The organism is Pseudomonas donghuensis (assembly GCF_000696345.2).
In the GTDB taxonomy this organism is placed as follows: Bacteria; Pseudomonadota; Gammaproteobacteria; order Pseudomonadales; family Pseudomonadaceae; genus Aquipseudomonas; species Aquipseudomonas donghuensis.
Map to the genome: position 1 here is coordinate 1,992,908 of NZ_CP071706.1, position 25,909 is coordinate 2,018,816.

Consider the following 25,909-nt stretch of genomic DNA (forward strand, 5'->3'; position numbering starts at 1 on the left):
ACCGAGTGACGGGTATTTTCCAGTCGTGCTCAAGGCGATGCCAAGGCCGATTCGGTCATCTGCCACTGGCTCTGGCACTGGCGCTCCGTATAATGCGCAAGTCGCCACTTTAATTGGTTTTAACGGATTGGATATGACTGAACAGCAGCCTGTTGCAGTTCTGGGAGGCGGGAGTTTCGGCACCGCCGTGGCGAATCTACTGGCGGAAAACGGCGTTCGGGTGCGGCAATGGATGCGCGACCCCGAGCAGGCCGAGGCCATGCGCAGCAACCGCGAGAACCCGCGCTACCTCAAAGGCATCAAGCTGCATGCCGGGGTTGAGCCGGTCAACGATCTGCTGGCGACCCTCGAGGCCTGCGAGCTGATCTTCGTGGCCTTGCCTTCCAGTGCCCTGCGCAGCGTGCTGGCGCCCCATGCCCAGCTGTTGGGCGGCAAGATGCTGGTCAGCCTGACCAAGGGCATCGAGGCGCAGAGCTTCAAACTGATGAGCCAGATCCTCGAAGAAATCGCGCCTCAAGCGCGCATCGGCGTGCTGTCGGGGCCGAACCTGGCCCGCGAAGTGGCTGAACACGCCTTGACCGCCACCGTGGTTGCCAGTGAAGACGAAGCGCTGTGCCAGCGCGTTCAGGCCGTGTTGCACGGGCGCACCTTTCGCGTTTACGCCAGCGGCGACCGCTTTGGCGTCGAACTGGGCGGGGCGCTGAAGAACGTCTACGCGATCATCGCCGGCATGGCCGTGGCCCTGGGCATGGGCGAAAACACCAAGAGCATGCTGATCACCCGCGCCTTGGCCGAGATGACCCGCTTTGCCGTCAGCCAAGGGGCCAACCCGATGACCTTTCTGGGCCTGGCCGGCGTCGGCGACCTGATCGTCACCTGCTCCTCGCCCAAGAGCCGTAACTATCAAGTTGGCTACGCCCTGGGCCAGGGCCTGAGCCTGGATGAGGCGGTCAGCCGCCTGGGCGAAGTCGCCGAAGGGGTGAACACGCTCAAGGTGCTCAAGGTCAAAGCCCAGCAAGTGCAGGTCTACATGCCCCTGGTGGCCGGGCTGCATGCGATCCTGTTCGAAGGCCGGACCCTGACCCAGGTGATCGAGCTGCTGATGCGCGGCGAGCCGAAAACCGATGTCGACTTTATCTCCACCAGCGGTTTCAACTAAGCAGGAGCAGGACATGAACGAATCTTCCAACCAGACCCAGCGCGAATCGATCATCTTGCGCGTGTTGTGGATGCTGGTGTTCCTGGTGGTCTGGCAGCTGGCCGAACTGTTGCTCGGCGGCCTGGTGCTGGTGCAACTGATCTATCGGCTGATCTACGGCGCACCGAGCGCCAGCCTGATGAATTTCGGCGACAGCCTCAGCCAGTTCCTGGCCCAGATCGGCCGCTTCGGCAGCTTCCACAGCGACCAGAAACCCTGGCCATTCGCCGATTGGCCAACCCCGCGCGCGCCGGAAGGCGAAGCCGCGCACAGCGTGCCGCCTGCGCCGCATCCGGTGCGTGACGAAGAGCCAAAGCTGTGAAGCTCTGGGTCTTGCGTCACGGCGAAGCCGAGCCACGGGCCCACACCGACGCCGAGCGTCGGCTCACCGCCCATGGCCGCGAGCAGGTGCTGCGCAGCGCGGCGGTGCTGCTTGGCCAGCCGCCGCAGGTGATCCTCGCCAGCCCCTACGTGCGCGCCCAACAGACGGCCGCGCTGGTCCACGAGGCCCTCGGTTTTGCCAAGCCGGTGCAGACCGTGCCTTGGCTGACGCCGGACAGCGATCCGCAAGCGGTCATCGCCGAGCTGGACAAGCTGGGCCTGGAGGAGGTGCTGCTGGTCAGTCACCAGCCGCTGGTGGGCACGCTTGTGGGGCTGCTGGAGCACGGCCATTACCGCACCCCGGCGCCCATGAGTACCGCCAGCCTGGCACAGCTTGAAGGCGACTGGCCGCTGGCCGGGCTGATGACCCTCAAGAGTCTCAAGCACCCGTGAGTCACCCTCAATAACAAGCACAACAAGGAATTGCGCCCATGAGCCTGTGGCATACCCAGCCTGACATCGAACAACTCAACGCCTTGCAGAAGAACACCATTGGCGAAGTGCTGGACATCCGTTTTGAAGCATTCAGCGAAGACTCGCTGAGCGCCAGCATCGTCGTCGATCACCGTACCCACCAGCCGTTCGGCCTGCTGCACGGCGGCGCTTCGGTGGTGCTGGCCGAAACGGTCGGTTCGATGGCCAGCTGCCTGTGCATCGACCCGCAGAAATTCTACTGCGTGGGCCTGGAAATCAACGCCAACCACCTGCGCGGGATCCGTGGCGGGCGGGTAACGGCGACGGCCAAACCGGTACACATCGGCCGCAGTACCCACGTCTGGGATATTCGCCTGAGCAGCGACGAGGGCAAGGCCAGCTGCATTTCACGCTTGACCATGGCCGTGATTCCTCTCGGCCAGGACGTCCCCAGCCGCTGATCGACCTGGCATTTTTACCAGTTGTCGTGTCCCGTGCAGCTTGTTAGCGTGCGTTGAAGTTGCGGGGCAGGGGGTCCCAGGGAATTCGACTATGAGCAGTAGACATCTGGATCTGGTGTACTCGGTCGACGTGCGGTCCACGCTCGACAAGGTACAAAGGCATCAGGCACTGGATTTTGCCGAGTACCGCATCTTGCAAGACAGCGCCGATGCCAAGCTCGACTACCTGTTGCGCAAGTTCGAAGGCCAGTACGAGTTGGAACAGCTGCGCCAGGCCAGTATCCGCATGTCGCACCTGTTGCAGACCAGTTGCCTGGCCCTGCGCCGACTCGAACTCGATGTCGAAGACAGACGTCGCGCCCGCGAAGCGCTGGAGCAGCAATTGGCTTATATGCAGGCTTGCCTGCGCCGCTCGATGGCCAGTTTCGGCGAGTATTGACCTGATTGCCGTCGCCGATGGCTTTTCCGGACATTGCCGCCGCGGGTGCGGTTGCCGACAATGAGCCATCACTTCCCTCTGGATTGGCGGCCATGTCGCAGCAGATCTTCTTCGCCCATGCCAATGGCTTCCCCTCGGCCACCTACGGCAAGCTCTTTGCTGCGCTGGCGCCGGACTATCAGGTGACCCACCTGGCCCAACACGCCCACGATCCGCGCTTTCCGGTCAATGACAACTGGCAGAGCCTGGTCGACGAGCTGATCCATCACCTGGAACAACAGCCGGGGCCGGTCTGGGGCGTCGGCCATTCCCTGGGCGGCGTGTTGCACCTGCATGCCGCCATGCGCTGCCCGCAGTACTATCGCGGCGTGGTGATGCTCGATTCGCCGGTGTTGACCCGGGTCGATCAGTGGCTGATCCAGGCGGCCAAGCGCATGGGCTTTATCGATCGCATTACCCCGGCCGGGCGTACGCTGGGGCGCCGCGAAGCGTTTGCCGACCGTGACAGCGCCCGGGCCTATTTCGCCGGCAAGACGCTGTTCCGGCATTTCGACCCCGAGTGCCTCGACGCCTACCTGGAGCATGGCCTGCAGCCGGGCGGAGACGGTTTGCGCCTGCGCTTTGATCCGGCCACCGAAATCAGCATCTACCGCAGCCTGCCGCACACCAGCCCGAGCCCGGCCAAACTGCTTGAACTGCCCCTGGCCATGGTCCGTGGCAGCCACAGCCGGGTGGTCAAACGCCATCATGCCCTGGCTGTACGGGGCATGCCCCGGGGGGAGTACCATAGCCTGCCCGGCGGGCATATGTTTCCGCTGGAGCACCCAACCGACACCGCGAGCCTGATCAAGGGCTTGTTCGACCGCTGGCAGGATACGTCGGCATGACCACCGAAATGGAAGAAGTGCGCCTGAACCTCGGCCATATCGAACTGGCCGCGCACCTGTTCGGCCCGGTCGATGGCCTGCCGGTGATTGCCTTGCACGGCTGGCTGGACAACGCCAACAGCTTTGCCCGCCTGGCGCCGCGGCTCAAGGGCTTGCGCATTCTGGCCCTGGACCTGGCTGGCCACGGCCATTCCGAGCATCGCCCGGCCGGCGCCGGCTATGCCCTGGCCGACTACGCCCATGATGTGCTGCGGGTCGCCGAGCAGATGGAGTGGGAACGTTTTGCCCTGCTCGGACACTCGCTGGGGGCGATCATCTCGGTCGTGCTGGCCGGCGCGCTGCCCGAGCGGGTCACCCGACTGGCCCTGATCGACGGGGTGATCCCGCCCACCAGCGGCCCGCAGGATGCCGCCGAGCGCATGGGCATGGCCCTGCAGGCGCAACTGCGCCTGGACAGCAAGCGCAAGGCGGTGCACCCGACCCTCGACCAGGCCATCGAGGCGCGCATGAAAGGCCTGGTGGCGGTCAGCCGCGAAGCCGCCGAACTGCTCGCCCAGCGCGGGCTGATGCCGGTACCCGGTGGCTTCAGCTGGCGCAGCGACAGCCGTCTGACCCTGCCATCACCGACCCGGCTCAACGAAGCCCAGGCGATGAGCTTCGTGCAGCGCATCGCCTGCCCGGCGAAACTGGTGGTGGCCGCGGACGGTATGCTCGCGCGCCACGGCGAGTTGCTTGAGCAGCTACCCTTTGAGCGAGAACAACTGCCGGGCGGCCATCACCTGCACCTGAATGACGAGACCGGCGCAACCCTTGTTGCAGACTGTTTCAATCGCTTCTTTGGCATTTCTTGACTTGTGGCGGGCAACTGTCGAGGCTTGGCGGGTTGAACAGGGAGACAACCATGAACGAGCAAGACAACGCCACATCCGTTGACCACCTTGACGCCCCGCGCTCGGTGGCGAGCCTATGAGGCTCATACTTTTTATCCAGGCCGCGATGGCCGGGCTCGGCGTTCTTGCCAGCGCGCCGTTGCTGGCCGACAGCTTGCCGGTCCCGCTGGACGCCAAGGTGGTCGATCAGCGCCCGGCGCTGGTACAGGAACGGGTCTACCCGCTGGGTGGCCTGCGCAAGATCAGCAACCAGTTGCGGGTCGAAGGCAAGATCGAAAGCCGCGGCCAGGTCAGCTCGACCACCTATGAGCTGCCGCGCGAGCGCAGCGCCAATGAAGCCTTCACCGCCGCCCGGGAAGCCTTGCAAAAGGACGGTGGCTACCCGTTGTTCTGGTGTCAGGCCCGCGATTGCGGCGAAAACAGCCTGTGGGCCAACGAGGTGTTCAAGAACCGCCTACTGTCGGGCGCCGACGAGCAACAGGCGTTCATTCTGCTGCGCCGCTCCGCCGAGCAGAACAACACCCTGGTCGCCCTGTACAGCATCACTCGCGGTAACAAGCGCGCCTACCTGCACGTCGAGGAATTCGTCGCCGACGCGCCTTTGGGCGAGCTGCTGCCAACGCCGGCAACCTTGATGCGCGAACTGCTCGACACCGGCAAGCTCGACTACCCTGACCTTGATGGCGAGCCACCAGAAGCCTGGATCAACCTGCTCGGGCGCAGCCTGAACAACAGCACCACCTTGCGCGTGAGCCTGAGCGGGGCCAAGGCCGAAGCCTGGCGCGAGCAACTGGTCAAGGCCGGGGTACGTCCGGCGCGGCTGGAAGTGGGTCAGGCCGAGACTGATGGTTTCCACGTCGAACTGATTCGTTGATCGAGAAGCATGATGCCCAATAATGACCGCCTGTTGGTGCAAATCATCCTGCTGGCGCTGCTTGGCGCCGGCCTGTGGGTGATGGCACCGTTTATCTCGGCGCTGCTCTGGGGCGCCATCCTGGCCTATGCCAGCTGGCCGCTGATGCGCCTGTTGACCCGCCTGCTCGGCGGCCGCGAAACCCTGGCGGCAGGCTTGCTGACCAGTTTGTGGATCCTGCTGGTGGCGTTGCCGCTGGTGTGGCTGGGCTTCAACCTGGCCGATCACATTCGTGATGCCACCGCCTTCGTACGCGACGTGCAGGTCGACGGCCTGCCCGATGCGCCCGTTTGGCTGGGTAGCGTGCCGTTCGTGGGCGGGCGTCTGGTCGGCATGTGGGACACCATCGACCAGCAGGGCGCGGCGTTACTGACGGCGATCAAGCCGTACCTCGGCCAGGTCGGCAACTGGCTGCTGGCGCGCAGCGCGCAGATCGGCAGCGGCATTCTCGAGCTGACCCTGAGCCTGGTCTTCGTGTTCTTCTTCTACCGGGACGGGCCACGGCTGGCGGCGTTTGTGCTGCGCCTGCTGGACCGGCTGATCGGCGAGCGTGGTGAGTATTACCTGGACCTGGTCGCCGGCACAGTGCAACGGGTCGTCAACGGTGTGATCGGTACGGCAGCGGCGCAGGCCGTGCTGGCGCTGATCGGCTTCCTGATTGCCGGGGTACCGGGGGCACTGGTGCTGGCAATCGTCACCTTCATGCTCAGCCTGATCCCCATGGGCCCACCGCTGGCCTGGGTGCCGGCCACCGCCTGGCTGGCCTGGCAGGGTGAGTACGGCATGGCGGTGTTCCTCGGCCTCTGGGGGACTTTCATCATCAGCGGCGTCGACAACGTGCTCAAACCCTACCTGATCAGCCGTGGCGGCAACCTGCCGCTGGTGATCGTCCTGCTCGGGGTGTTTGGCGGCCTGCTGGCCTTCGGCTTTATCGGCCTGTTCATCGGCCCGACCTTGCTGGCGGTGGCCTACAGCCTGTTGCTGGACTGGTCGCGCAGCGGGCCGGTGGCGCCGCCGCGTACCTGATTGGCGGGTTTAGAGCTGCGGGGCGGTGTTCTTGACCACCGCCAACTCCGGGTGGGCGACCAGCTTGTCGATGTGCAGCTCGTCGTTGTTCATCCAGGTCTCGGTCAGCACCCGGTAGTGCTCCATGTCACGGCAGCGCATGCGCAGGCTGTAATCGAAGTGGCCACTGATCAGCTGGCAGTCGAACACCTGCGGACAGGCGCGCACGCAGGCCTCAAAAGCCTTTTGCGCGGCGCGCCCGCTCTGGTTGGAGAGGGCCACCAGCACCAGCAGTGACAACCCCGGCGAGACCATCTGCACATCGATGATTGCGCCATAGCCGCGAATCACCCCGCGCCGTTCCAGCTTGCGCACCCGTTCCAGGCACGGGCGTGGGGTGAGGTGCACCAGCGATGAGAGCTTTTCATAGGTGATGCGCCCGTTATGGCGCAACACATCGATGATCGCTTCGTCGATCCGGTCCAGGGGCGGCGTGGTCTGTGGGCTGTTGACCTTGGTATCCATGCAGGTTCGGCTTCACTTCAAACGGTTGGAAAGAAATTGCTGCAGGCGCTCGCTCTGCGGCTGGTCAAGTATCTCGGCGCTTCCCTGTTCCTCGACCCGGCCCTGATGCAGGAACAGCACCTGGCTCGACACCTGACGGGCAAAGCCCATCTCGTGGGTGACCATGAGCATGGTACGACCTTCCTCGGCCAGCGTCTGTATGACTTTCAGCACTTCGCCGACCAGCTCCGGGTCCAGGGCCGAGGTCGGTTCATCGAAGAGGATGATTTCCGGCTCCATGGCCAGCGCCCGGGCAATCGCCACCCGCTGTTGCTGGCCGCCGGAAAGAAACGCCGGGTACTGGTCGGCGGCGCGGGCCGGCAGACCGACCTTGTCCAGGTACTTGCGCGCCCGGGCTTCGGCTTCCTGGCTACTGACCCCGAGCACCCGCCGCGGTGCCATGCAGATGTTCTCCAGCACGGTCATGTGGCTCCACAGGTTGAAATGCTGGAAGACCATGGCCAGGCGCGTGCGCAGGTTCTGCAGCTGCGCCGGGTGCGGCGCCCGGGCACCGGCCCGGCCCTGGCGCATTTCGATCGTTTGGTTGTCGAGGGTGATGACCCCGGCATCGGGCTGCTCGAGAAAGTTGATGCAGCGCAGCATGGTGCTCTTGCCCGAGCCGCTGGCGCCGATCAGGCTGATCACGTCGCCTTTGCGCGCCTGCAGTGAGACGCCCTTGAGCACTTCATGCTCACCATAGCGCTTGTGCAGGTCGGCGACGCTCAGCTTGACCGTGGCATCGGCGCCAATGCTGGCAATGCGCGGGGTGGGGCGGCTGCTGTGGGTGTGCTCGGCGGTCGCCAGGGCATGTACGGTAGTGGTCATGAGTTAGCCTCGGGCAGGAACAAGAAAGCCCATCCAGCGTCGCTCGGCCAGGCGAAACAGCCCGACCAGCGCGAAGGACAGCAACATGTACAGCAGCGCCGCCGTTCCGAAGGCCTGGAAGGTCAGGAAGGTGGCGGCGTTGGCATCGCGGGCGACCTTGAGGATGTCGGCGATGGTGGCGGTGAAGGCCAGCGAGGTGGCGTGCAGCATCAGGATCAGTTCGTTGCTGTAGGCCGGCAGCGAACGCCGCAGGGCCGCTGGCAGCACCACGAACAGGTTCAGCTTCCAGCCATGCAGGCCATAGGCCTGGGCCGCTTCGATCTCGCCATGGGGGATGTTGCGAATCGCCCCGGCGAAAATTTCCACGGTATAGGCGCAGGTGTTGAGCACGAAGGCCAGCAGGGTGCAGTTCAGCGCGTTGCGAAAGAACTGGTCGAGCAGGGCGTGATCGCGCACCACCTCCAGCCCGTACAGGCCGGTGTAGCAGATCAGCAACTGGATATACAGCGGCGTGCCGCGGAACACGAAGGTGTAGAACTCCACCGGCCAGCGCAGCCACAGGCTGCGCGACACCCGCGCCAGGGCCAGCGGCAACGACAGGAAAAAGCCCAGGACCATGGTGATGACGAACAGCCACAGGGTCATGGCCAGCCCGGACATCCCGGCGCCATCGTTGTAGAGGTAGGCCTGGCCGTATTGCTCAAAGAGTTCGATCATCGTGCCAGCCCCTTGATGCCGGTGTTGTAACGCCGCTCCAGGTGCTTGAACAAGCGGTTGGAGAGGGTGGTGATCAGCAGGTACACAAGCCCGGCGATGATCAGAAAGTACAGGGTGTTGTTGGTGGACTTGCCGGCGTTCTGCGCAGCCTTGACCAGGTCGGCCAGGCCAATGATCGACACCAGCGCGGTGGACTTGAGCAGCACCAGCCAGTTGTTGCCAAGGCCCGGCAGGGCGAAGCGCATCAGTTGCGGGAACAGCACCAGGCGAAAGCGTTGCGCGGTGCTCAAGCCGTAGGCCGTGGCGGCCTCCAGTTGTCCGGCTGGGACGCTGAGGATCGCGCCGCGAAAGTTCTCGGTGAAGTAGGCACCATAGATAAAGCCCAGGGTGATGACCCCGGCAGTAAACGGATCGATCTCGAAGTAGTCCCAGCCGAGCAGGTCGGTCAGGTCGTTGAGCCACAGTTGCAGGGTGTAGAAGATCAGCAGGATCAGCACCAGGTCCGGCACGCTGCGAATCAGGGTGGTGTACAGGGTTGCCGGCACCCGCAGCAACGTGTGCCGCGAGAGCTTGGCGCTGGCGCCGAACAGGCCCAGGGCCAGGCTCAGGGCTAGCGACAGCAGCGCCAGTTTCAGGGTCATCCAGGTCCCTTGCAGCAACAGCGGGCCGAAGCCCTGCAAGCTCAGGGCCTGCCAGCCATGGGAGTGAAGGAAGTCGTTCACGGGAAAAATCTCGGTAGGACGCAGGGCAAATGCGACCGTGATCAGCTCAGGGCGAACTGATCACGACGGCACGGCTTACTCGTTGTAGATATCCAGGTCGCCGACGTACTTCTTCTGGATTTCGGCGAAAGTGCCATCGGCGTGCACCGCGGCGATACCTTTGTCGAGCAGGGCCTTGAGCTCGCTGTCGTTCTTGCGCAGGCCCATGGCGATATCCAGTGGCAGGGTCGGGTCCTTGATCGCCGGGCCGCTCTTGAAGTCGGTGCCTTCGGGCTTGGTGAGGAAGTTCAGCTGCGCTTCGAGCTTGTCGGTCAGAGTGGCATCGAGGCGGCCGTTGATCAGGTCGGCGTAGTTCTGGTCCTGGGACTGGTAGGCCTTGACCTGGGCCCCCAGCGGCGCCAGCTTGGCGCGGGCGTAGGCTTCCTGCAGCGAGCCTTGCAGTACGCCAACCTGCTTGCCCTTGAGCGATTCTGGGGTTTCGCCGAAATCGGCGTTCTTGCGCACGATGACCGAGGTCGGGCTGAGGAACAGCCGGGCGCTGAAGTCGATCTGTTTCTGCCGCGCCGGGGTCACCGCCATCGACGACATGATCGCGTCGAACTTGCGTGCCCGCAGGGCCGGGATCATGCCGTCGAATTCATTGTGCACCCAGGTGCACTTGACCTGCAGCTTGGCGCAGATGGCATTGCCCAGCTCGATGTCGAAGCCTTGCAGGCTGCCATCGGCGGCAACGGATTCAAAAGGAGGGTATTCGGGGTAGACGCCGAAACGGATCTCGGTCCATTCCTTGGCCTGCACCGCACTTGCGCACAGTGGCAGGAGCAGCACGCTGAGGAGCTTTCGCAGCGAAGTCATATGAGTATCCCTGAGTTTTATAGTTGATGTAGGGCAGTGGTGCGCTTCTGGTCTTTTAGTGACTATCGGGTCGGGCTCAGAATGCGCGATGACGACGTTTTTTTTGTGTCGTTTGCGCCGGCGTCGGCTGCCGGATTTTGCTGTTAACGCGTGTATTGCAGCCGAATCGGCTGAAGCACCTCCTGTTTAGGCTTCGCATGCAGCAGTTTCCGATCTGCCGCGCCGTAGCGCAGCAGAATCGGTCGGCCTCAGGCGCGTTTTTTCTGCAGGTTTTCAACCGGTGCGCGCAGCAGCGCGAACAGGTCTTTGGGGTCCTTGAGTTCCGGCACCAGGGCGATCTCGCTGCCGATGTCCAGCGCCTTGGCCACATCCAGCACATAACGCAGCGCCGAGTAATCTTCGAGGGCGAAGCCGACCGAGTCGAACAGGGTCACTTGCACGGCGTTCTCGCGGCCGGCCACCTGGCCGTTGACCACCTGCCAGAACTCGGTGGTCGGCGAGTCGGCGGGCATTTGCTGGATTTCGCCTTCGATGCGGCTTTGCGGTTCGTACTCGACGATCACCCGCGCGCGTTCGACGATTTCGCGGTGCAGCTCGGTCTTGCCCGGGCAGTCGCCACCGACGGCATTGAGGTGCATGCCTGGCTCGATCATGTCCGGGGTGAGGATGGTGGCGTAGGCCTTGTCGGCGGTCACCGTGGTGACGATGTCGGCACCGCGCACCGCGTCGGCGACGGAGCCGGCGACGCTCACCTTGATTGCCGGGAAGGCGCTGAGGTTGGCCACCAGCTTGGCACTGGCTTGTGGGTCCAGGTCGTACAGGCGGATGTCGTCGATGCCTAGCAGGGCGTGGAAGGCCAGGGCCTGGAACTCGCTTTGCGAGCCGTTGCCGATCAGCGCCATGCTGCGGCTGTCCTTGCGCGCCAGGTAGCGGGCGGCCAGGGCCGAAGTGGCGGCGGTACGGATGGCGGTGGTCAGGGTCATTTCGCTGAGCAGTACCGGCGCGCCGGTATCGACGTCGCCCAGAGCGCCGAAGGCCATCACCGTGAGCATGCCGCGCTGGGTGTTTTTCGGGTGGCCGTTGACGTACTTGAAGGCGTACAGGTTGGCGTCGGACACCGGCATCAGCTCGATCACGCCATCGGGCGAATGGTTGGCCAGGCGTGCGCATTTTTCGAAGTCGTGCCAGCGCAGGTAGTCCTCACGGATGTACTCGGCCATCTCGCTGATGCAGGTGCTCAGGCCTTTGCGGACCACCAGGCGGCTGAGGTCGGTAACGTCGATATAGCGGGTCATGATGAACTCCTTTGTTGTAATCAGTGACGGACGGGCAGGTGCACTTCTGCGAGCATGCAGCGCGCGCTGCCGCCGCCGATGCGCTCGATGTGGTCGATGTTCACCACCACCGGGTGGCTGTGCTGCTCCACCTGCCGGCGTTGTTCGGGCCTGAGCGAGCGCCAGGCACTGCGCGACATCACCAGCAGCGGCTGGCCTTGCTTGTCATGGACTTCAAGCATGTTGCCGGCGAAGCCTTCGAGCTGGTCGAAGTCCAGGGCCAGGATGTCCTTGCCGGTGTCGCGCAGCGAATGCTCCAGGGCGCGGCGTTCATCGGCCTCGGGCAGCGCCTGCAGGCAGACCACCGAGAGCCCGCGGCCGACGCTCATCATCACGTTGCTGTGATAGATCGGTGCCTGGTGGCGGTCGACGGCGTGGAACAGGCACAGGCGATAGTCGAGCTGTTCGGCGAACAGGCGCAGGGCCTGGGTGTGGGTGCGTCCGGAATGGCAGGCGTAGCTGATCCGGTGCTCGCGATCCAGGACCATGCTGCCGGTCCCTTCCAGATACATACTCTGCTGTTCAAGGGGGCTCAGATCGATGGTCTGACGAACGGCAAAACGTTCCTCGAGCACCTTGAGTACGCCCTTGCTGCGCTCCAGGCGGCGGTTCTGGCCTTCCATCGGGTAGAGCACCAGGCTGCCGTCGGCGTGGCTGCTCCACCAGTTGTTGGGGAAGATCGAATCAGGGGTGTGCGGCGCCGGGGTGTCCTGCACCACCAGCACTTCGACGCCGTGCTGGCGCAGGGTGTCGACGTAACCATCGAACTCTTCCAGCGCTTTCTGCTGTGCTTGCTCCGGCTCGAGCAGGGCCTGCTGGAAGCGGTTGTTGAGGGCGGTATCCGGGTTGAAGGCGAACCGCGCCGGGCGGATCATCAAGACTGTATTTGTTGTTTGCATCGAGGCACGCATCCGGGGTTGGCTGTGTGCTTATTGTCGACGTGATCAATGATAAATCCCGGCTGAAGCGCGTTGGGCGCTCAGCCGGTAAAGCTGAAGTAGTGGGTTAGACAGCGGAATCTGCTGTGATGACTCAAGGTGGGTCTTGCTTGAAGGCCCGCAGCTGCCGCGCCAGGCTCAGCGCGGCCAGCAAGCTGGCGCCGAACCACCTCATGACACCTGGCCATTGAGCAGCAGATCGGGCACCGGCTGGCCCTCGATCAGGTGTTCGCGCACCAGCCGTTGCGCGTCTTCGGCGTTGGCCACCCGGTACCAGCAACGGTCCGGATACACCGTCAGCACTGGGCCGAGGTTGCAGGGGAACTGGCAATGGCTGCGGGTCAGCAGCACGCCGTCAGTGGTTTCGATACGATTGGCCACCAGCAGCTCGCGGCGCAGGACTTTCCACAGCGGCAGGGCACCGCGTTGCACGCAGCGAGGGCCGGTGCAGAGCATCACGTGGCGGGTATGCTCGGGGATCTGCGACCACTCGGGCTTGCTCTGGATTTCATCTTCGGCGACGCGGCCGCGGCGACGCTTGGGGGTTGTTGCTGTCATGGACTTCTCGAAAAACATTCGCGAAGCGCACAGGAGGGCCCCAGCCAACACGCGCCAGGCAGCCGGCTCGTGCCCGCCCTCCGCAGGTTTGCCTAAATGACTGCATGCAGTCGTGGGGCTTCAGGCCGGTCTCCGGGCTTGCGAGGCTTGAAGCCATTCGCCTTCCCATGCCTGTGGGCACAGTGGCGGGTTGAATGCTTCACTCGCTTACCGTTGCGGGGGCAGCGCCGGACTGGTCGATAACGACGCACCGGCTTCCCGTTTCACCTGACGCACGGCGGCGGCAGGCACCTGAAACTGGCAGGCATCTGACCATCAGCCCAGGCGTTCGTCAACTGTGCCGGCCTGGCCCTGGGCGTGCAGGCGCTTGTACAGGGTGGTGCGGCTGATGCCCAGGGCCCGGGCCAGGGCCGAGATATTGCCGTTGAGGCCTTGCAGGCGCTGGCCGAGGTCGTCAGCGCTAGCTGGCGGCAACACGGGGGCCTGTGGCCTGGAGGCGGGCAGGTCGGCAAAGAAACTGTCCGGCAGGTGCTCCACAGCAATCGGCTGCCCGCCCGCCAGCGCCAGCGCCACCTGAAGCACGCTGGCCAGCTGGCGCAGGTTGCCCGGCCAGGGATGCTGGAGCAGCAGTTCCAGCACCTTGCCGGGCAGTTGCGTCGGCGCCCCGGGCTCGCGGTACTGCTGGTGGAGCTGCTCGATCAGGGCCAGGCGGTCGCTGCGTTCGCGCAAGGGCGGTAGCATCAGGCTGAGACCGGCGATGCGGTAGTACAGGTCCTGGCGAAAGTGGCCCAGGCGTACTTGGTCGGCGAGGTTCTGGTTGGTCGCCGAGACCACGCGGATATCCACCGGGGTCGGTTCACCGCTGCCCAATGGCTGGATGTTGCGGGTCTGCAGAAAGCGCAGCAGGCGTGCCTGGGTCGGCAGCGGCATGTCACCGATTTCATCGAGAAACAGGATGCCCCGGTCGGCCTTGCGGATCAGGCCGATGTTGCCCTTGTGATGGGCGCCGGTGAATGCGCCTTTCTCGTAGCCGAACAGCTCCGACTCGACCAGCTCGGCCGGAATCGCTGCGCAGTTCACCGCAATCAACGGCTGGCCGGCGCGGCTGCTGGCGCGGTGCAGGGCATTGACGAAAACTTCCTTGCCGGCTCCGGTTTCGCCCTCGATCAATAGCGCAATGTCCTTTTCCAGCAACAACCCGGCCTGCTGCAGGGCCTTGTCGATACGCGGGTCGCAGGTGGTTTGTGCATGGCTGACCGGTGTGGCCCGCGGGGTTTGGGTGGGGGCATGCAGCAGGCAATGAAAACGGTTGCGCCCGGTCACCTGCACGGCGAACGGTTGCTCTGCGCTGTGGCCGAGCAGTTGCACCAGGGGCGTCCTGAACAACTGCTCCAGGTTCAGTTGCAACGGATTCTGGCCGAGCAAACTGTCGGCCCGGCGATTGGCCGCCAGCACCCGGCCCTGGTCATCGAACACCAGCAGCCCGGCCCATTGGCTGTCGAGGTTGTTGGCGCCGGTATTGAAGCTCAGTTGCCGGTAATCCCCGGCAAAGCGCGCCAGGATCAGGCGGTTCTCCAGGCTCTGGCTCATCATCCGCACCAGGCCCTGGGTTTGCGCCGCCGGCAAGTAGCTGTCGCTGGACACATCGAGTACGCCGATCAACTGGCGCTCGGCGTCGAACAAGGGGGCGGCGGCGCTGGCCATGAAGCGGTTGAGCTTGAGGAAGTGCTCATCCTGGCTGACATGCACCGCCTCGCCGGTAGCCAGGGCGGTGCCGATGGCATTGGTGCCCACCCCTTGTTCCCGCCAGCAGGCGCCGGCGACAAAGCCGTGGCGCTGGCGCGGGTCGATAAAGCGGCGGGTGCCCCAGGCATCGAGCAACTGGCCCAGATGGTCGCTGAGCATGATCAGGTAACTGGAGTTGCCGAGCAGGTGCGCGTATTGCGGCAGCACCTCGTCGCGGGTGGTGCCCAGCAGTGAATGCTCGCGTTCGAGCAGTTCGCTGACCTGGGCGGCGGATGCTTCGCCGAACTGCGGTTGTGACTGGTGATCCAGGCCGTAGGCGCGGCAGCGCTGCCAGGAGGCCTGGATCAGTTGCGCATGGGCGCTGGTGGATGCGGCCATGGCCCCGTCCTCTGCCGGTGGCAGTGTTGTTGTTTTTGTCTGATCCAGTGTTGTTCAGTCCTGTTCATTGTCAATGTCGCGGCTGTTCAACTGTGCAGCGAAAGCTGTTCATTTCTGTTCAGGTGTGAACCCTGGCCATCGGTCAATTCGCTGAAATGCTTTTGCCGGCAAAGGCTTGGCAACCGCTGGCACGAATCTGGCTCTGCCTTATGCGCCTGCTCGATAACAACAAGAAGGCCGCGCCATGTCGCTCACGCTCGAACATGTCAGCCGTACCGTGGATAACCAGGTGTGCATCGACGATGCCTGCCTGAGCTTCGAGCCCGGCTCGTTCAATGTGCTGCTCGGCCGCACCCTGGCCGGCAAGACCAGCCTCATGCGCCTGATGGCCGGGCTTGATCGGCCGGACCGTGGCCGGGTGCTGATGAATGGCGAAGATGTCACCGGCCGCCCGGTACGCCAGCGCAATGTGTCGATGGTCTATCAGCAGTTCATCAACTACCCGACCCTGAGCGTGTTCGAGAACATTGCCTCACCCTTGCGCCAGGCGCGCATGGCCGAAGCGCTGATCCGCGAGAAAGTCCAGCAGACCGCGCAGATGCTGCGTATCGAGCCGTTTCTGCAACGCTTGCCGCTGGAGCTGTCGGGCGGTCAGCAGCAACGCACGGCCATGGCCCGGGCACTGGTCAAGGACGCCGAACTGATCCTGTTCGATGAACCGCTGGTGAACCTCGACTACAAGCTGCGCGAAGAGCTGCGCCAGGAGATGCGCGAGCTGTTCGCCGCCCGCCATTGCATTGCCGTGTACGCCACCACCGAACCCAACGAAGCCTTGGCCCTGGGCGGCACCACCACCATCCTCCATGAAGGGCGCATCGTGCAGAGCGGGCCCACTGCCCAGGTCTATCACCAGCCGCGCACAGTGCTGGCCGCCGAGCTGTTTTCCGAGCCGCCGATCAATCTGATGCCCGGGCGTATCAGCGGCAATGAGGTGAGTTTTGCCGGTGCCGTGCATTTCGCCATGAACGCCGATCTGCGCCGCATTGGCGATGGCGACTACCGCTTCGGCGTGCGTCCGAGCCATATCAGCCTGGTGCCGTCCAACGACGATGACCTGGAGCTGGCAGTGCTGGTTGAACTGGCGGAAATCAGCGGCTCGGAAACCTTCCTGCATGTGCGCAACGAGCACTTTCGCCTGGTCCTGCACTTGCCCGGCGTGCACGAGTACCACGTCGATGCGCCGATCCGGGTGTTCATCCCCACCCACAAGCTGTTTGTCTTCGACACCGCCGGGCAACTGGTGCAGGCGCCGGGCCTGCGTGAAGCGAGGGTCGCCTGATGGCCGAGATTCGCCTGCAACAGCTGGCGCACAGCTACAGCCGTGACCCGCAGGGCGCTGACGACTATGCCTTGCGCGAGCTCGAACATGTCTGGGAGCAGGGCGGTGCCTATGCCCTGCTCGGGCCTTCGGGGTGCGGCAAATCCACGTTGCTCAATATCATTTCCGGGCTGCTCAGCCCGTCCCAGGGCCAGGTATTGTTTGATGGCAAGGTGGTCAACGCGCTGTCGCCGCAGGCCCGCAACATCGCCCAGGTGTTTCAGTTCCCGGTGGTCTACGACACCATGACAGTGTTCGACAACCTGGCCTTTGCGCTGCGCAACCAGGGCCTGGATGAAGCGCGCATCGGCAAGAAGGTGGCAGAGATCGCCGAGGTGCTCGACCTGGGTAACCTGTTGAAGAAGAAAGCCCGCAACCTCAGCGCCGATGAGAAGCAGAAGGTCTCTATGGGCCGCGGCCTGGTGCGCGACGACGTCTCGGCGATCCTCTTCGACGAGCCGCTGACGGTGATCGACCCGCACCTTAAATGGAAGCTGCGGCGCAAGCTCAAGCAGATCCATGAGCAGTTCAACATCACCATGATCTACGTCACCCACGATCAGCTCGAAGCCTCGACCTTCGCTGACAAGATCGCGGTGATGTATGGCGGGCAGATCGTCCAGTTCGGCACCCCCCGCGAGTTGTTCGAACGGCCGCGCCACACCTTTGTCGGCTACTTCATCGGCAGCCCGGGGATGAACCTGATCCCGGTGCAGGTGCAGCCCGGCGGGGTCGGCTTTGCCGGCATCCATCTGCCATTGCCTGGGGATCTGCAGGAGCGCCTGGCGGCGAGCAACACCACGCACCTGCAGGTGGGCATCCGCCCGGAATTCGTCCAGGTCTGGGACGCGCCGTTCGACGAAGGTTTCAGCGCCAGGGTGGTGGATGTCGAAGACCTGGGGACCTACAAGATCCTCACCCTCGACCTGCAGGGCGTGCCGCTCAAGGTGCGCCTGGGCGAGGACCGTGCGCTGCCCGAAGGCCAGGCCTGGATCAGTTTTCCGGCGCAGTGGCTGATGCTCTATGCCGATGACGTGCTGCTGGAGGCCCGGCCATGAACAAGGTGCCCAACAACAAGGCCTGGTGGCTGGTGCTGCCGGTGTTTTTGCTGGTGGCCTTCAGCGCCGTGGTACCGATGATGACCGTGGTCAACTACTCGGTGCAGGACATTTTCGACCAGTCCAGCCGCTACTTCGTTGGCGCCGACTGGTACCGCCAGGTGCTGCAGGACCCGCGCCTGCACGACTCCCTGCTGCGCCAGTTCATCTACTCGGCCTGCGTGCTGCTGATCGAAATCCCCCTGGGGATCGCTATCGCCCTGACCATGCCGACCAAGGGCCGCTGGTCGTCCTTGTGCCTGATCGTCATGGCCATTCCGCTGCTGATCCCGTGGAACGTGGTCGGCACCATCTGGCAGATTTTCGGCCGCGCCGATATCGGCCTGCTCGGTGCTTCACTCAACCAGCTGGGCATCAACTACAACTATGCCGCCAACACCATGGACGCCTGGGTCACGGTGCTGGTGATGGACGTCTGGCACTGGACCTCGCTGGTGGCGCTGCTGTGTTACTCCGGCCTGCGCGCAATCCCCGACGTGTATTACCAGGCGGCGCGCATCGACCGCGCTTCGGCCTGGGCGGTGTTCCGGCATATCCAGTTGCCGAAGATGAAGAACGTGCTGTTGATCGCGGTGATGCTGCGCTTCATGGACAGCTTCATGATCTACACCGAGCCGTTCGTGCTCACCGGTGGCGGGCCGGGCAATGCCACCACCTTCCTCAGCCAGACCCTGACGCAGATGGCGGTCGGGCAGTTCGACCTGGGACCTGCGGCGGCGTTCTCGCTGGTGTACTTCCTGATCATTCTGCTGGTGTCGTGGCTGTTCTATACCGCCATGACCCACGCCGACAAACAGTAGGGGCCGCCCATGAACCTGCGCAAGACGCTGCCGCTGCTGCTGTACATCCTGTTCCTGCTGGTACCGATCTACTGGCTGCTGAACATGTCGTTCAAGAGCAACACCGAGATCCTCGGTGGCCTGACCCTGTGGCCGCAGAACTTCACCTTCGACAACTACCGGGTGATCTTCACCGACCCCAGTTGGTACAGCGGCTACATCAACTCGCTGTACTACGTGTGCCTGAACACGGTGATCTCCCTGAGCGTGGCCTTGCCGGCAGCCTATGCCTTCTCGCGCTACCGCTTTCTTGGCGACAAGCACCTGTTCTTCTGGCTGCTGACCAACCGCATGGCGCCACCGGCAGTGTTTCTCCTGCCGTTCTTCCAGCTGTATTCGTCCATCGGCCTGTTCGATACGCACATTGCCGTGGCATTGGCCCACTGCCTGTTCAACGTTCCGCTGGCGGTGTGGATTCTCGAAGGCTTCATGTCCGGAGTACCGAAGGAAATTGACGAAACCGCCTACATCGACGGCTACAGCTTCCCGCGGTTCTTCGTGAAGATCTTCGTGCCGCTGATTGGCTCCGGCATTGGCGTCACGGCGTTTTTCTGCTTCATGTTTTCCTGGGTCGAACTGCTGCTGGCACGCACCCTGACCTCGGTGAACGCCAAGCCGATTGCCGCGGTGATGACCCGAACGGTGTCGGCCTCGGGGATCGACTGGGGCGTGCTGGCCGCTGCCGGGGTACTGACCATTCTGCCGGGCATGCTGGTGATCTGGTTTGTCCGTAACCATGTCGCCAAGGGCTTTGCCCTGGGCCGGGTCTGAGGAGCGCGCTATGGACTGGATGGCCTGGACTTTGCCAACAGCGATCTTCTTCGCCTCGATCGGCCTGTTGCTGCTGGGCATGACGCTGCATGAGCTGCGTCGGCCGTGCGTCGAACGTCGTGGTTTTCTGCCGATCGCCACCAGCCGTGGTGACCGGTTGTTCATTGGTTTGCTGGTCAGCGCTTACCTGCACCTGCTGGTAATCGGGCTCAGCGACTGGAACCTGTGGGTAGCCTCGCTGCTGTCCCTGGCCTGGCTGTTGGTGGTGATGCGCTGGGGTTAGCCGAGGGCAATCGGCACGGCTCCGGGAAAATACTCAATCGGGAGATCACAATGTTCGACAACAACAAGAACCGGCGACATTTGACCCTGGCAGCCCTGCTGGTGCTTGGCAGCTTTCACGCCAGTGCCTGGGCCGATGCCTATGAAGATGCCGCCAAGAAGTGGATCGGCAGCGAGTTCAAGCCTTCGACCCTGACTCCCGAGCAGCAGCTTGAAGAGTTGAAGTGGTTCATCAAGGCGTCCGAGCCGTTTCGCGGGATGAAGATCAACGTGGTGTCGGAAACCATCGCCACCCATGAGTACGAGGCCAAGGTGCTGGCCAAGGCTTTCAGCGAGATCACCGGGATCAAGCTGACCCACGACTTGCTGCAGGAAGGCGACGTGGTGGAAAAACTGCAGACACAGATGCAGTCGGACAAGAATATCTACGACGGTTGGGTCAATGATTCCGACCTGATCGGTACCCACCTTCGCTATGGTAAGACCGAATCCATCACCGACCTGATGGCCAACGAAGGCAAGGACTACACCTCGCCGACCCTGGACCTTAAGGACTTTATCGGCATCTCCTTCACCACCGCGCCGGACGGCAAGATCTATCAACTGCCTGACCAGCAGTTCGCCAACCTCTACTGGTTCCGCGCCGACTGGTTCGACCGCCCCGACCTCAAGGCCAAGTTCAAGGAAAAGTACGGCTACGAGCTGGGCGTGCCGGTGAACTGGTCGGCCTATGAAGACATCGCCAAGTTCTTCAGCGAGGACGTCAAGGAAATCGACGGCAAGCGTGTTTACGGGCACATGGACTACGGCAAGAAAGACCCGTCGCTGGGCTGGCGCTTCACCGATGCCTGGTTCTCCATGGCCGGTGGTGGCGACAAGGGCCTGCCCAACGGCTTGCCGGTGGATGAATGGGGCATTCGCGTCGAAGACTGCCACCCGGTTGGCTCCAGCGTTACCCGTGGCGGCGACACCAATGGCCCGGCTGCGGTCTACGCCACGCAAAAATATGTCGACTGGATGCGCGCCTATGCGCCGCCAGAGGCCCAGGGCATGACTTTCTCCGAATCCGGGCCGGTGCCATCCCAGGGCAATATCGCCCAGCAGATCTTCTGGTACACCGCCTTTACCGCCGACATGACCAAGCCAGGCCTGCCGGTGATGAACGCCGACGGCACGCCGAAGTGGCGCATGGCGCCATCGCCCAAGGGGCCGTACTGGGAGGAGGGCATGAAGCTTGGCTATCAGGATGCCGGCTCCTGGACCTTCCTCAAGTCGACGCCAGAGAAGCAGCGCCTGGCCGCCTGGCTATACGCCCAGTTCGTTACCTCCAAGACCGTCTCTCTGAAAAAGACCATTGTCGGGCTGACGCCGATCCGCGAGTCGGACATCAACTCCCAGGCCATGACCGATCTTGCGCCCAAGCTCGGTGGGCTGGTGGAGTTCTACCGCAGCCCGGCGCGGGTGCAATGGACTCCGACCGGCACCAACGTGCCGGACTACCCGCGGCTGGCGCAGCTGTGGTGGAGCCATATCGCCGAAGCGGCGAGTGGCGAGAAGACCCCGCAAGAGGCGCTGGATGGCCTGGCCAAGGATCAGGACCGCATCCTCGAGCGTCTGGAGCGCTCCAAGGCTCAGGCGACTTGCGCACCCAAGCTGAACAAGGAGCGTGATGCCCAGTACTGGTTCGACCAGCCGGGGGCACCGAAGCCGAAACTGGCCAACGAGAAGCCCAAGGGCGAGACCGTGAGCTACAGCGAACTGCTCAAATCCTGGGAGGCTGCACGCAAGTAACCACACAGGTTGTGTGTAGGAGCGGGCTTGACCCGCGATGAGGCCCTGACGCCAGGCACAAAAAAACGGCACCTTCACCGGTGCCGTTTCTTATCCCGCCATCAGCACTTACTTATGCAGCGCTTCGGCCGCATACAACGTGTTTTCCAGCAGGCACGCCCGGGTCATCGGCCCGACGCCACCCGGCACCGGGGTGATCCAGCCAGCGCGGGGCAGGGCGGTCTCGTAGACCACGTCGCCAACCAGCTTGCCATCGTCCTGGCGGTTGATACCGACGTCGATGACGATCGCGCCTTCCTTGATCCACTCGCCCTTGACCAGGCCCGGCTTGCCGGCGGCGACTACCACCAGGTCGGCGCGGCCGACGTGGCCGGCCAGGTCCTTGGTGAAGCGGTGGGTGACGGTCACGGTGCAACCGGCCAGCAGCAGTTCCATGGCCATCGGCCGGCCAACGATGTTGGAGGCGCCGACGACAACCGCGTTCATGCCGTACAGGTCCTGACCGGTGCTTTCCAGCAGGGTCATGATGCCTTTTGGCGTGCACGGGCGCAGCAGCGGGATACGCTGGGCCAGGCGGCCGACGTTATACGGATGGAAACCGTCGACGTCCTTGTCCGGGCGGATGCGCTCGAGCAGCAGCGAGGCGTCCAGGTGCGCCGGCAGCGGCAGCTGCAGGAGGATGCCGTCGATGTTCGGGTCATCATTAAGGCGATCGATCAGCTCGGTCAGCGCTTGCTGCGTGGTATCGCTGGGCAGGTCGAAGGCCTGGGAGATAAAGCCGACCTCTTCGCAATCCTTGCGCTTGTGCGAGACATAGACTTGAGAAGCGGGGTCGGTGCCGACCAGGATCACCGCCAGGCCAGGCGTACGCAGGCCTTGCTGGCGACGCTCCACGACACGTTGGGCGATCTGCTGGCGCAGGCTGGCGGCGATCGCCTTGCCGTCGATAAGGTGTGCAGTCATGACGCGTGATTAACCATCGAGAGGGAATAAAAAGAGCGCGCATTCTCGCATGAAGGGGGCCGAGGGCAAAGGCGCTTGGTCCGGCAATTGCCCTAAGCCCTTAAATAAAATGAATTTTTTTCAAAAAATAGTTGACGACCTTTCCGCTCGTCTATAAGATTCGTCGCACTTGTCGGGCAGAGCCTAGCACTGGTTAGCAAGGTCAGGCAGAATAAGCAGATTTATTAGCTTGTTCAGTACGGCTAAAGTTAATTTGTAATCGTAACAGAAAGCAGATTAAATATGCGCCCGTAGCTCAGCTGGATAGAGCATCCGCCTTCTAAGCGGATGGTCGCAGGTTCGAGTCCTGCCGGGTGCGCCAATAGGCAGCTTTGGCACAAGTAAAGCGATAAATGCAATATGGTGGACGTAGCTCAGTTGGTAGAGCGCAGGATTGTGATTCCTGTGGTCGTGGGTTCGATTCCCATCGTCCACCCCATATTCCAAAAGGCGCCCGATGAAAATCTGGCGCCTTTGCTTTAAAAGCTTCATGCGGACGTGGTGAAATTGGTAGACACACTGGATTTAGGTTCCAGCGGCGCAAGCTGTAAGAGTTCGAGTCTCTTCGTCCGCACCATCCAAACTTTCACCGCCCTTCGCTGAAGCGCGTGAATGTGCCAGCAGGTAGCTTTGACACAAGCCCTGCGGCAAATGCAATATGGTGGACGTAGCTCAGTTGGTAGAGCGCAGGATTGTGATTCCTGTGGTCGTGGGTTCGATTCCCATCGTCCACCCCATATTCCCGAAGGCGCCCGATGAAAATCTGGCGCCTTTGTTTTAAGCGCTTCATGCGGACGTGGTGAAATTGGTAGACACACTGGATTTAGGTTCCAGCGGCGCAAGCTGTAAGAGTTCGAGTCTCTTCGTCCGCACCATCCACGCTTTCACCGCCCTTCGCTGAAGCGCCTGAAAGCCTCGAAAAAGCCGCCTTGTGCGGCTTTTGTCGTTTCTGGGGTTTGACGCCTGCGCCTTACTTTTTCGCCAAATAGAAATTAGTTTCATATAAAACTGATTTTCATTTCCCTTTTTCGTTCCTTCGCGTGACCTCTCTTGCAAGATCATTTCATCTGCAAGGGAGCGCCTCGTGAAGAGCACACAGCCGGCCGCCGTTCAGCGGCTGCAGCACAACAACAAAAGCGGTGCATGGAAAGTTGCGTGCAGTGCGCTGACCGCACTGGCATTGGTGGGCGGGTGTAGCGGCGGGTCGTTGGCCTATGCAACTGAAAGGGCGGCGACCCAGCAAGCGCCGTTGCGCAAGCCTTACGACATTCCGCCAGGCCCGCTGGCACCTGCCTTGAATCAACTGGCTGGGGCTGCAGGGGTGACCCTCACCTTTGATCCGCAGCTTGGCGAAAATCGCAGCACCCAAGGCTTGAGTGGCGATTACACGCTCAAGGAAGCCTTCGACTTGTTGTTGATGGGCACCGGCCTGTGGGTCGAGCGGCTGAAGGATCGCACCTATGTGTTGCGCGTGAACGAGCGCAGCGATAGTGCCCTGGAGGTCGGGCCGACCATGGTCGGCGCTTTGGCTGAACGGCCCGGGGCGATCCAGAGCAGTCGCGAGGTGCATGCCGAGCGCCAGGACCTCAACAGCGTGGTGCGCTCGATACCGGGCACCTATACCCTGCATTCGCGCAGCCAGCCGGGGGTGTCGGTGAACATCCGCGGCCTGGCCGGGTTGGGCCGGGTCAATACCATGATCGATGGCGTCACCCAAACCTTCCGTAACAACGCCGGCCACGGTTCGGGCGGGCCGATGGCTTTTGTCGACGCCAACCTGCTGGCTGGGGTGGATGTACAGCGTGGTTCGGTGGATGGCGCCGAAGGGGCCAACACCCTGGGCGGCTCGGCGAACTTTCGTACCTTCGATATTGATGACATCGTCAAGCCGGACCACCGCGTAGGTCTGCGTACGACCTATCGCACCGGTAACAATGGCTACGGCAATACCCGCATGTTCGCCGCCGGTGCCCGTACCCGCCCCGAAGATGTCGAGGGCGTTTACGGCCTGGTCGCGGCAGTCAGCAGCACCCAGACCGGCGAGTACAAGACCACCAATGGCCAGTCCAACGAATACGACACCACCAAGCAGAGCCCGCGCTCCGGCTTGCTCAAGCTGCGCCTGCAGCCTAACGACATGCATCGCCTGGACCTGAGTGGGGTGAAGTACCGCAACGAGTTCTATCACAACTACCCCTGGCAGCTGGATAACGAGACCTATCGCGCCAAGTACGCCTATACGCCCTACAGCGAATGGCTGAACCTGACGGTCAATGCCTACCAGAACAAGACCGAGCTGGAGTATCCGCCGGTAGAAGACTCCCACTACATCGGTCGCAAGACCCGTGACGATGCCCACGGTTTCGACCTGACCAACGTCAGCCGTTTCAACCTCGGGCCGGTAGAGGCGAGCTGGAGTAATGGCGCGCGTTACTACACCGATGATTTCGTCGCCCAGACCCCGGAGAAGCGCGGGGCCAACCCCGAGGGCAAGCAGGCTACCCACAGCCTGTTCAGCACCCTGGAGTTTAACTACGACATCTATGCCCTGACCCTGGCCGGTCATTACGACGGCTACAAGGTCAGCGGTCATGTGCCCAAGTGCTCGATCATTGGCCAGTGCCGCGGTATCGACGGTGGCGACATAGACATTACCCGCCGCGAACACAGCTTCAACCCACGGGTTGGTTTCGCCGTCAGACCTTACGACTGGATGCAGCTCTACAGCAGCTGGTCGCGCACTTCGCGGGCGCCGCGGGTGCAGGAAATGTTCTTCGAGAAAGTGCCACTGGAGGCCGATGCCAGCGACGCCGACGGTGTCGGTGCCAACCCGTTCCTGCGCCAGGAGCGTTCGACCAACTACGAGTTCGGGGTCAATTTCAGTCGCAGCGGGCTGTTCACCGACGCCGACTACGGGCAACTGAAGATCAACCGCTTCATCAGCAAGATCGATGGCTACATCACGCCGCAGTCCTTCGACATCCTCGATGACGACGGCGAAGAGTCGGCGAAGATGAACTGGGTCAACTGGCCTGAAGAAGTGCGCATGAGCGGTTACGAGTTGGAAGGCCGCTACGACGCCGGCTTCTTCTACGCCAACCTGTCGTGGACCAAGGCCACGACCAAATCGCCGACCACCTCCGGCATCGAGCTGGAGGACATCAACAGCCAGCCGGACCGCTTCTGGACCCTCGACCTGGGTACCCGCTGGTTCGATGAGCGCCTGGTGCTGGGGGCCCGTGGTGAATACGCCGGGCCGTCGGAAACCAGTTGGGACTGGTACGAGACGAAAAAATCCAACGCCACCGGCGTGATCTGGGACCTGTATGGCAGCTACCGGGTGCAGGACAACCTGAGCCTGTTCTTCAACGTCGAGAACGTCGGCAACAAGGTCTACAACAACAGCGCCTCGGTGGACTACCTGATGTCGGCGGTGATGGACCAAGGCAACGGCCGTGGCCGCACGACCTCGTTCGGCTTCACCCTCGAATACTGACAGGACC

The 25,909-nt window shown here is 62.9% G+C and carries 26 protein-coding genes, 5 tRNA genes and 1 riboswitch; of the genes, 21 read left to right on the forward strand and 10 right to left on the reverse strand.

Annotation, left to right across the window (positions count from 1 at the left end):
• The first annotated feature begins 133 nt into the window (after positions 1-133).
• The 9 genes from BV82_RS09095 (at position 134) to BV82_RS09135 (ending at position 6,609) form a co-directional block, all read left to right on the forward strand.
• Entirely contained in the window at positions 134-1,159 is a 1,026-nt protein-coding gene (locus BV82_RS09095) for an NAD(P)H-dependent glycerol-3-phosphate dehydrogenase (RefSeq protein WP_010224649.1), read from the forward strand.
• Positions 1,160-1,172: 13 nt separating this feature from the next.
• Positions 1,173-1,520, forward strand: coding sequence for a DUF4389 domain-containing protein (locus BV82_RS09100; protein ID WP_010224647.1), 348 nt, complete (start codon positions 1,173-1,175; stop codon positions 1,518-1,520).
• Positions 1,517-1,972 (forward strand): phosphohistidine phosphatase SixA, encoded by a 456-nt coding sequence (gene sixA / locus BV82_RS09105; RefSeq protein WP_010224645.1) that lies wholly within the window; start codon positions 1,517-1,519, stop codon positions 1,970-1,972. The genes BV82_RS09100 and sixA overlap by 4 nt, the downstream gene beginning before the upstream one ends.
• A 38-nt stretch (positions 1,973-2,010) precedes the next feature.
• A complete protein-coding gene (locus BV82_RS09110; RefSeq protein ID WP_010224643.1) occupies positions 2,011-2,454 on the forward strand; it encodes a hotdog fold thioesterase in 444 nt (147 codons plus the stop codon).
• A 91-nt stretch (positions 2,455-2,545) separates the two neighbouring features.
• On the forward strand, positions 2,546-2,893 hold the full coding sequence (locus tag BV82_RS09115) for a hypothetical protein (RefSeq protein ID WP_036994412.1): 348 nt from the start codon (positions 2,546-2,548) through the stop codon (positions 2,891-2,893).
• 92 nt (positions 2,894-2,985) lie between these two features.
• Positions 2,986-3,780: an alpha/beta hydrolase gene (locus BV82_RS09120; protein ID WP_036994414.1), complete on the forward strand. Its 795-nt coding sequence runs from the start codon at positions 2,986-2,988 to the stop codon at positions 3,778-3,780.
• Positions 3,777-4,631 carry an alpha/beta hydrolase gene (locus BV82_RS09125; protein WP_036994415.1) on the forward strand — a complete coding sequence of 285 codons (855 nt, stop codon included), beginning with the start codon at positions 3,777-3,779 and terminating at the stop codon, positions 4,629-4,631. The genes BV82_RS09120 and BV82_RS09125 overlap by 4 nt, the downstream gene beginning before the upstream one ends.
• Positions 4,632-4,746: 115 nt before the next feature.
• Positions 4,747-5,544, forward strand: a complete 798-nt coding sequence (locus tag BV82_RS09130) for a DUF4892 domain-containing protein (RefSeq protein ID WP_026001403.1) — start codon at positions 4,747-4,749, stop codon at positions 5,542-5,544.
• A gap of 12 nt (positions 5,545-5,556) precedes the next feature.
• Entirely contained in the window at positions 5,557-6,609 is a 1,053-nt protein-coding gene (locus BV82_RS09135) for an AI-2E family transporter (protein WP_010224634.1), read from the forward strand.
• Between the two features lie 9 nt (positions 6,610-6,618).
• Here the strand turns inward: BV82_RS09135 and BV82_RS09140 are convergent, their stop codons facing one another.
• The 9 genes from BV82_RS09140 to BV82_RS09180 form a co-directional block, all read right to left on the reverse strand.
• On the reverse strand, positions 6,619-7,113 hold the full coding sequence (locus BV82_RS09140; protein ID WP_010224632.1) for an Lrp/AsnC family transcriptional regulator: 495 nt from the start codon (positions 7,111-7,113) through the stop codon (positions 6,619-6,621).
• A 12-nt stretch (positions 7,114-7,125) separates the two neighbouring features.
• Positions 7,126-7,977, reverse strand: a complete 852-nt coding sequence (locus tag BV82_RS09145; protein ID WP_010224631.1) for an ABC transporter ATP-binding protein — start codon at positions 7,975-7,977, stop codon at positions 7,126-7,128.
• Between the two features lie 3 nt (positions 7,978-7,980).
• Positions 7,981-8,694, reverse strand: coding sequence for an ABC transporter permease (locus BV82_RS09150; RefSeq protein ID WP_010224630.1), 714 nt, complete (start codon positions 8,692-8,694; stop codon positions 7,981-7,983).
• A complete protein-coding gene (locus BV82_RS09155; RefSeq protein WP_010224629.1) occupies positions 8,691-9,416 on the reverse strand; it encodes an ABC transporter permease in 726 nt (241 codons plus the stop codon). Before BV82_RS09155 ends, BV82_RS09150 begins: the two co-directional genes overlap by 4 nt.
• Before the next feature lie 75 nt (positions 9,417-9,491).
• On the reverse strand, positions 9,492-10,271 hold the full coding sequence (locus BV82_RS09160; RefSeq protein ID WP_036994417.1) for an ABC transporter substrate-binding protein: 780 nt from the start codon (positions 10,269-10,271) through the stop codon (positions 9,492-9,494).
• Between the two features lie 248 nt (positions 10,272-10,519).
• Positions 10,520-11,566, reverse strand: coding sequence for an ornithine cyclodeaminase (locus tag BV82_RS09165; protein WP_036994418.1), 1,047 nt, complete (start codon positions 11,564-11,566; stop codon positions 10,520-10,522).
• A gap of 20 nt (positions 11,567-11,586) precedes the next feature.
• Positions 11,587-12,504, reverse strand: a complete 918-nt coding sequence (gene ctlX, locus BV82_RS09170) for a citrulline utilization hydrolase CtlX (RefSeq protein ID WP_036994469.1) — start codon at positions 12,502-12,504, stop codon at positions 11,587-11,589.
• Positions 12,505-12,714: 210 nt separating this feature from the next.
• Positions 12,715-13,101 (reverse strand): (2Fe-2S) ferredoxin domain-containing protein, encoded by a 387-nt coding sequence (locus BV82_RS09175; RefSeq protein ID WP_051636725.1) that lies wholly within the window; start codon positions 13,099-13,101, stop codon positions 12,715-12,717.
• A gap of 106 nt (positions 13,102-13,207) precedes the next feature.
• Positions 13,208-13,411: riboswitch (cobalamin riboswitch) on the reverse strand.
• 5 nt (positions 13,412-13,416) lie between these two features.
• On the reverse strand, positions 13,417-15,225 hold the full coding sequence (locus BV82_RS09180) for a sigma-54-dependent Fis family transcriptional regulator (protein ID WP_036994419.1): 1,809 nt from the start codon (positions 15,223-15,225) through the stop codon (positions 13,417-13,419).
• Positions 15,226-15,469: 244 nt separating this feature from the next.
• Here BV82_RS09180 and BV82_RS09185 point away from each other — a divergent pair, with 244 nt between their 5' ends.
• The 6 genes from BV82_RS09185 to BV82_RS09210 are packed head-to-tail and all read left to right on the forward strand — an operon-like array spanning position 15,470 to position 21,404.
• Positions 15,470-16,564, forward strand: a complete 1,095-nt coding sequence (locus BV82_RS09185) for an ABC transporter ATP-binding protein (protein WP_010224620.1) — start codon at positions 15,470-15,472, stop codon at positions 16,562-16,564.
• Positions 16,564-17,661, forward strand: a complete 1,098-nt coding sequence (locus BV82_RS09190; RefSeq protein WP_036994420.1) for an ABC transporter ATP-binding protein — start codon at positions 16,564-16,566, stop codon at positions 17,659-17,661. Before BV82_RS09185 ends, BV82_RS09190 begins: the two co-directional genes overlap by 1 nt.
• The gene (locus BV82_RS09195; protein WP_010224616.1) at positions 17,658-18,521 is read left to right on the forward strand and encodes a carbohydrate ABC transporter permease; all 864 of its coding nucleotides are present in this window, start codon (positions 17,658-17,660) and stop codon (positions 18,519-18,521) included. Before BV82_RS09190 ends, BV82_RS09195 begins: the two co-directional genes overlap by 4 nt.
• Positions 18,522-18,530: 9 nt before the next feature.
• Positions 18,531-19,331: a carbohydrate ABC transporter permease gene (locus tag BV82_RS09200; protein WP_010224614.1), complete on the forward strand. Its 801-nt coding sequence runs from the start codon at positions 18,531-18,533 to the stop codon at positions 19,329-19,331.
• A gap of 10 nt (positions 19,332-19,341) precedes the next feature.
• The gene (locus BV82_RS09205; protein ID WP_010224612.1) at positions 19,342-19,614 is read left to right on the forward strand and encodes a DUF2160 domain-containing protein; all 273 of its coding nucleotides are present in this window, start codon (positions 19,342-19,344) and stop codon (positions 19,612-19,614) included.
• Between the two features lie 50 nt (positions 19,615-19,664).
• Positions 19,665-21,404, forward strand: a complete 1,740-nt coding sequence (locus BV82_RS09210; protein WP_036994421.1) for an ABC transporter substrate-binding protein — start codon at positions 19,665-19,667, stop codon at positions 21,402-21,404.
• A 108-nt stretch (positions 21,405-21,512) separates the two neighbouring features.
• Here the strand turns inward: BV82_RS09210 and folD are convergent, their stop codons facing one another.
• Complete coding sequence (folD, locus tag BV82_RS09215) at positions 21,513-22,367, reverse strand: bifunctional methylenetetrahydrofolate dehydrogenase/methenyltetrahydrofolate cyclohydrolase FolD (RefSeq protein ID WP_010224606.1); 855 nt, start codon at positions 22,365-22,367, stop codon at positions 21,513-21,515.
• Positions 22,368-22,651: 284 nt separating this feature from the next.
• Here folD and BV82_RS09220 point away from each other — a divergent pair.
• The 6 genes from BV82_RS09220 to BV82_RS09245 all read left to right on the forward strand — a co-directional run bounded on the left by BV82_RS09220 (position 22,652) and on the right by BV82_RS09245 (position 25,902).
• Positions 22,652-22,728 (forward strand) — tRNA-Arg (locus BV82_RS09220).
• A gap of 41 nt (positions 22,729-22,769) precedes the next feature.
• Positions 22,770-22,845: transfer RNA gene (locus BV82_RS09225), tRNA-His, on the forward strand.
• 53 nt (positions 22,846-22,898) lie between these two features.
• A tRNA-Leu gene (locus tag BV82_RS09230) sits at positions 22,899-22,983 on the forward strand.
• Between the two features lie 84 nt (positions 22,984-23,067).
• Positions 23,068-23,143, forward strand: a tRNA-His gene (locus BV82_RS09235).
• Positions 23,144-23,196: 53 nt separating this feature from the next.
• Positions 23,197-23,281, forward strand: a tRNA-Leu gene (locus BV82_RS09240).
• 209 nt (positions 23,282-23,490) lie between these two features.
• Positions 23,491-25,902, forward strand: coding sequence for a TonB-dependent receptor (locus BV82_RS09245; protein ID WP_051636721.1), 2,412 nt, complete (start codon positions 23,491-23,493; stop codon positions 25,900-25,902).
• Positions 25,903-25,909 lie beyond the last annotated feature (7 nt).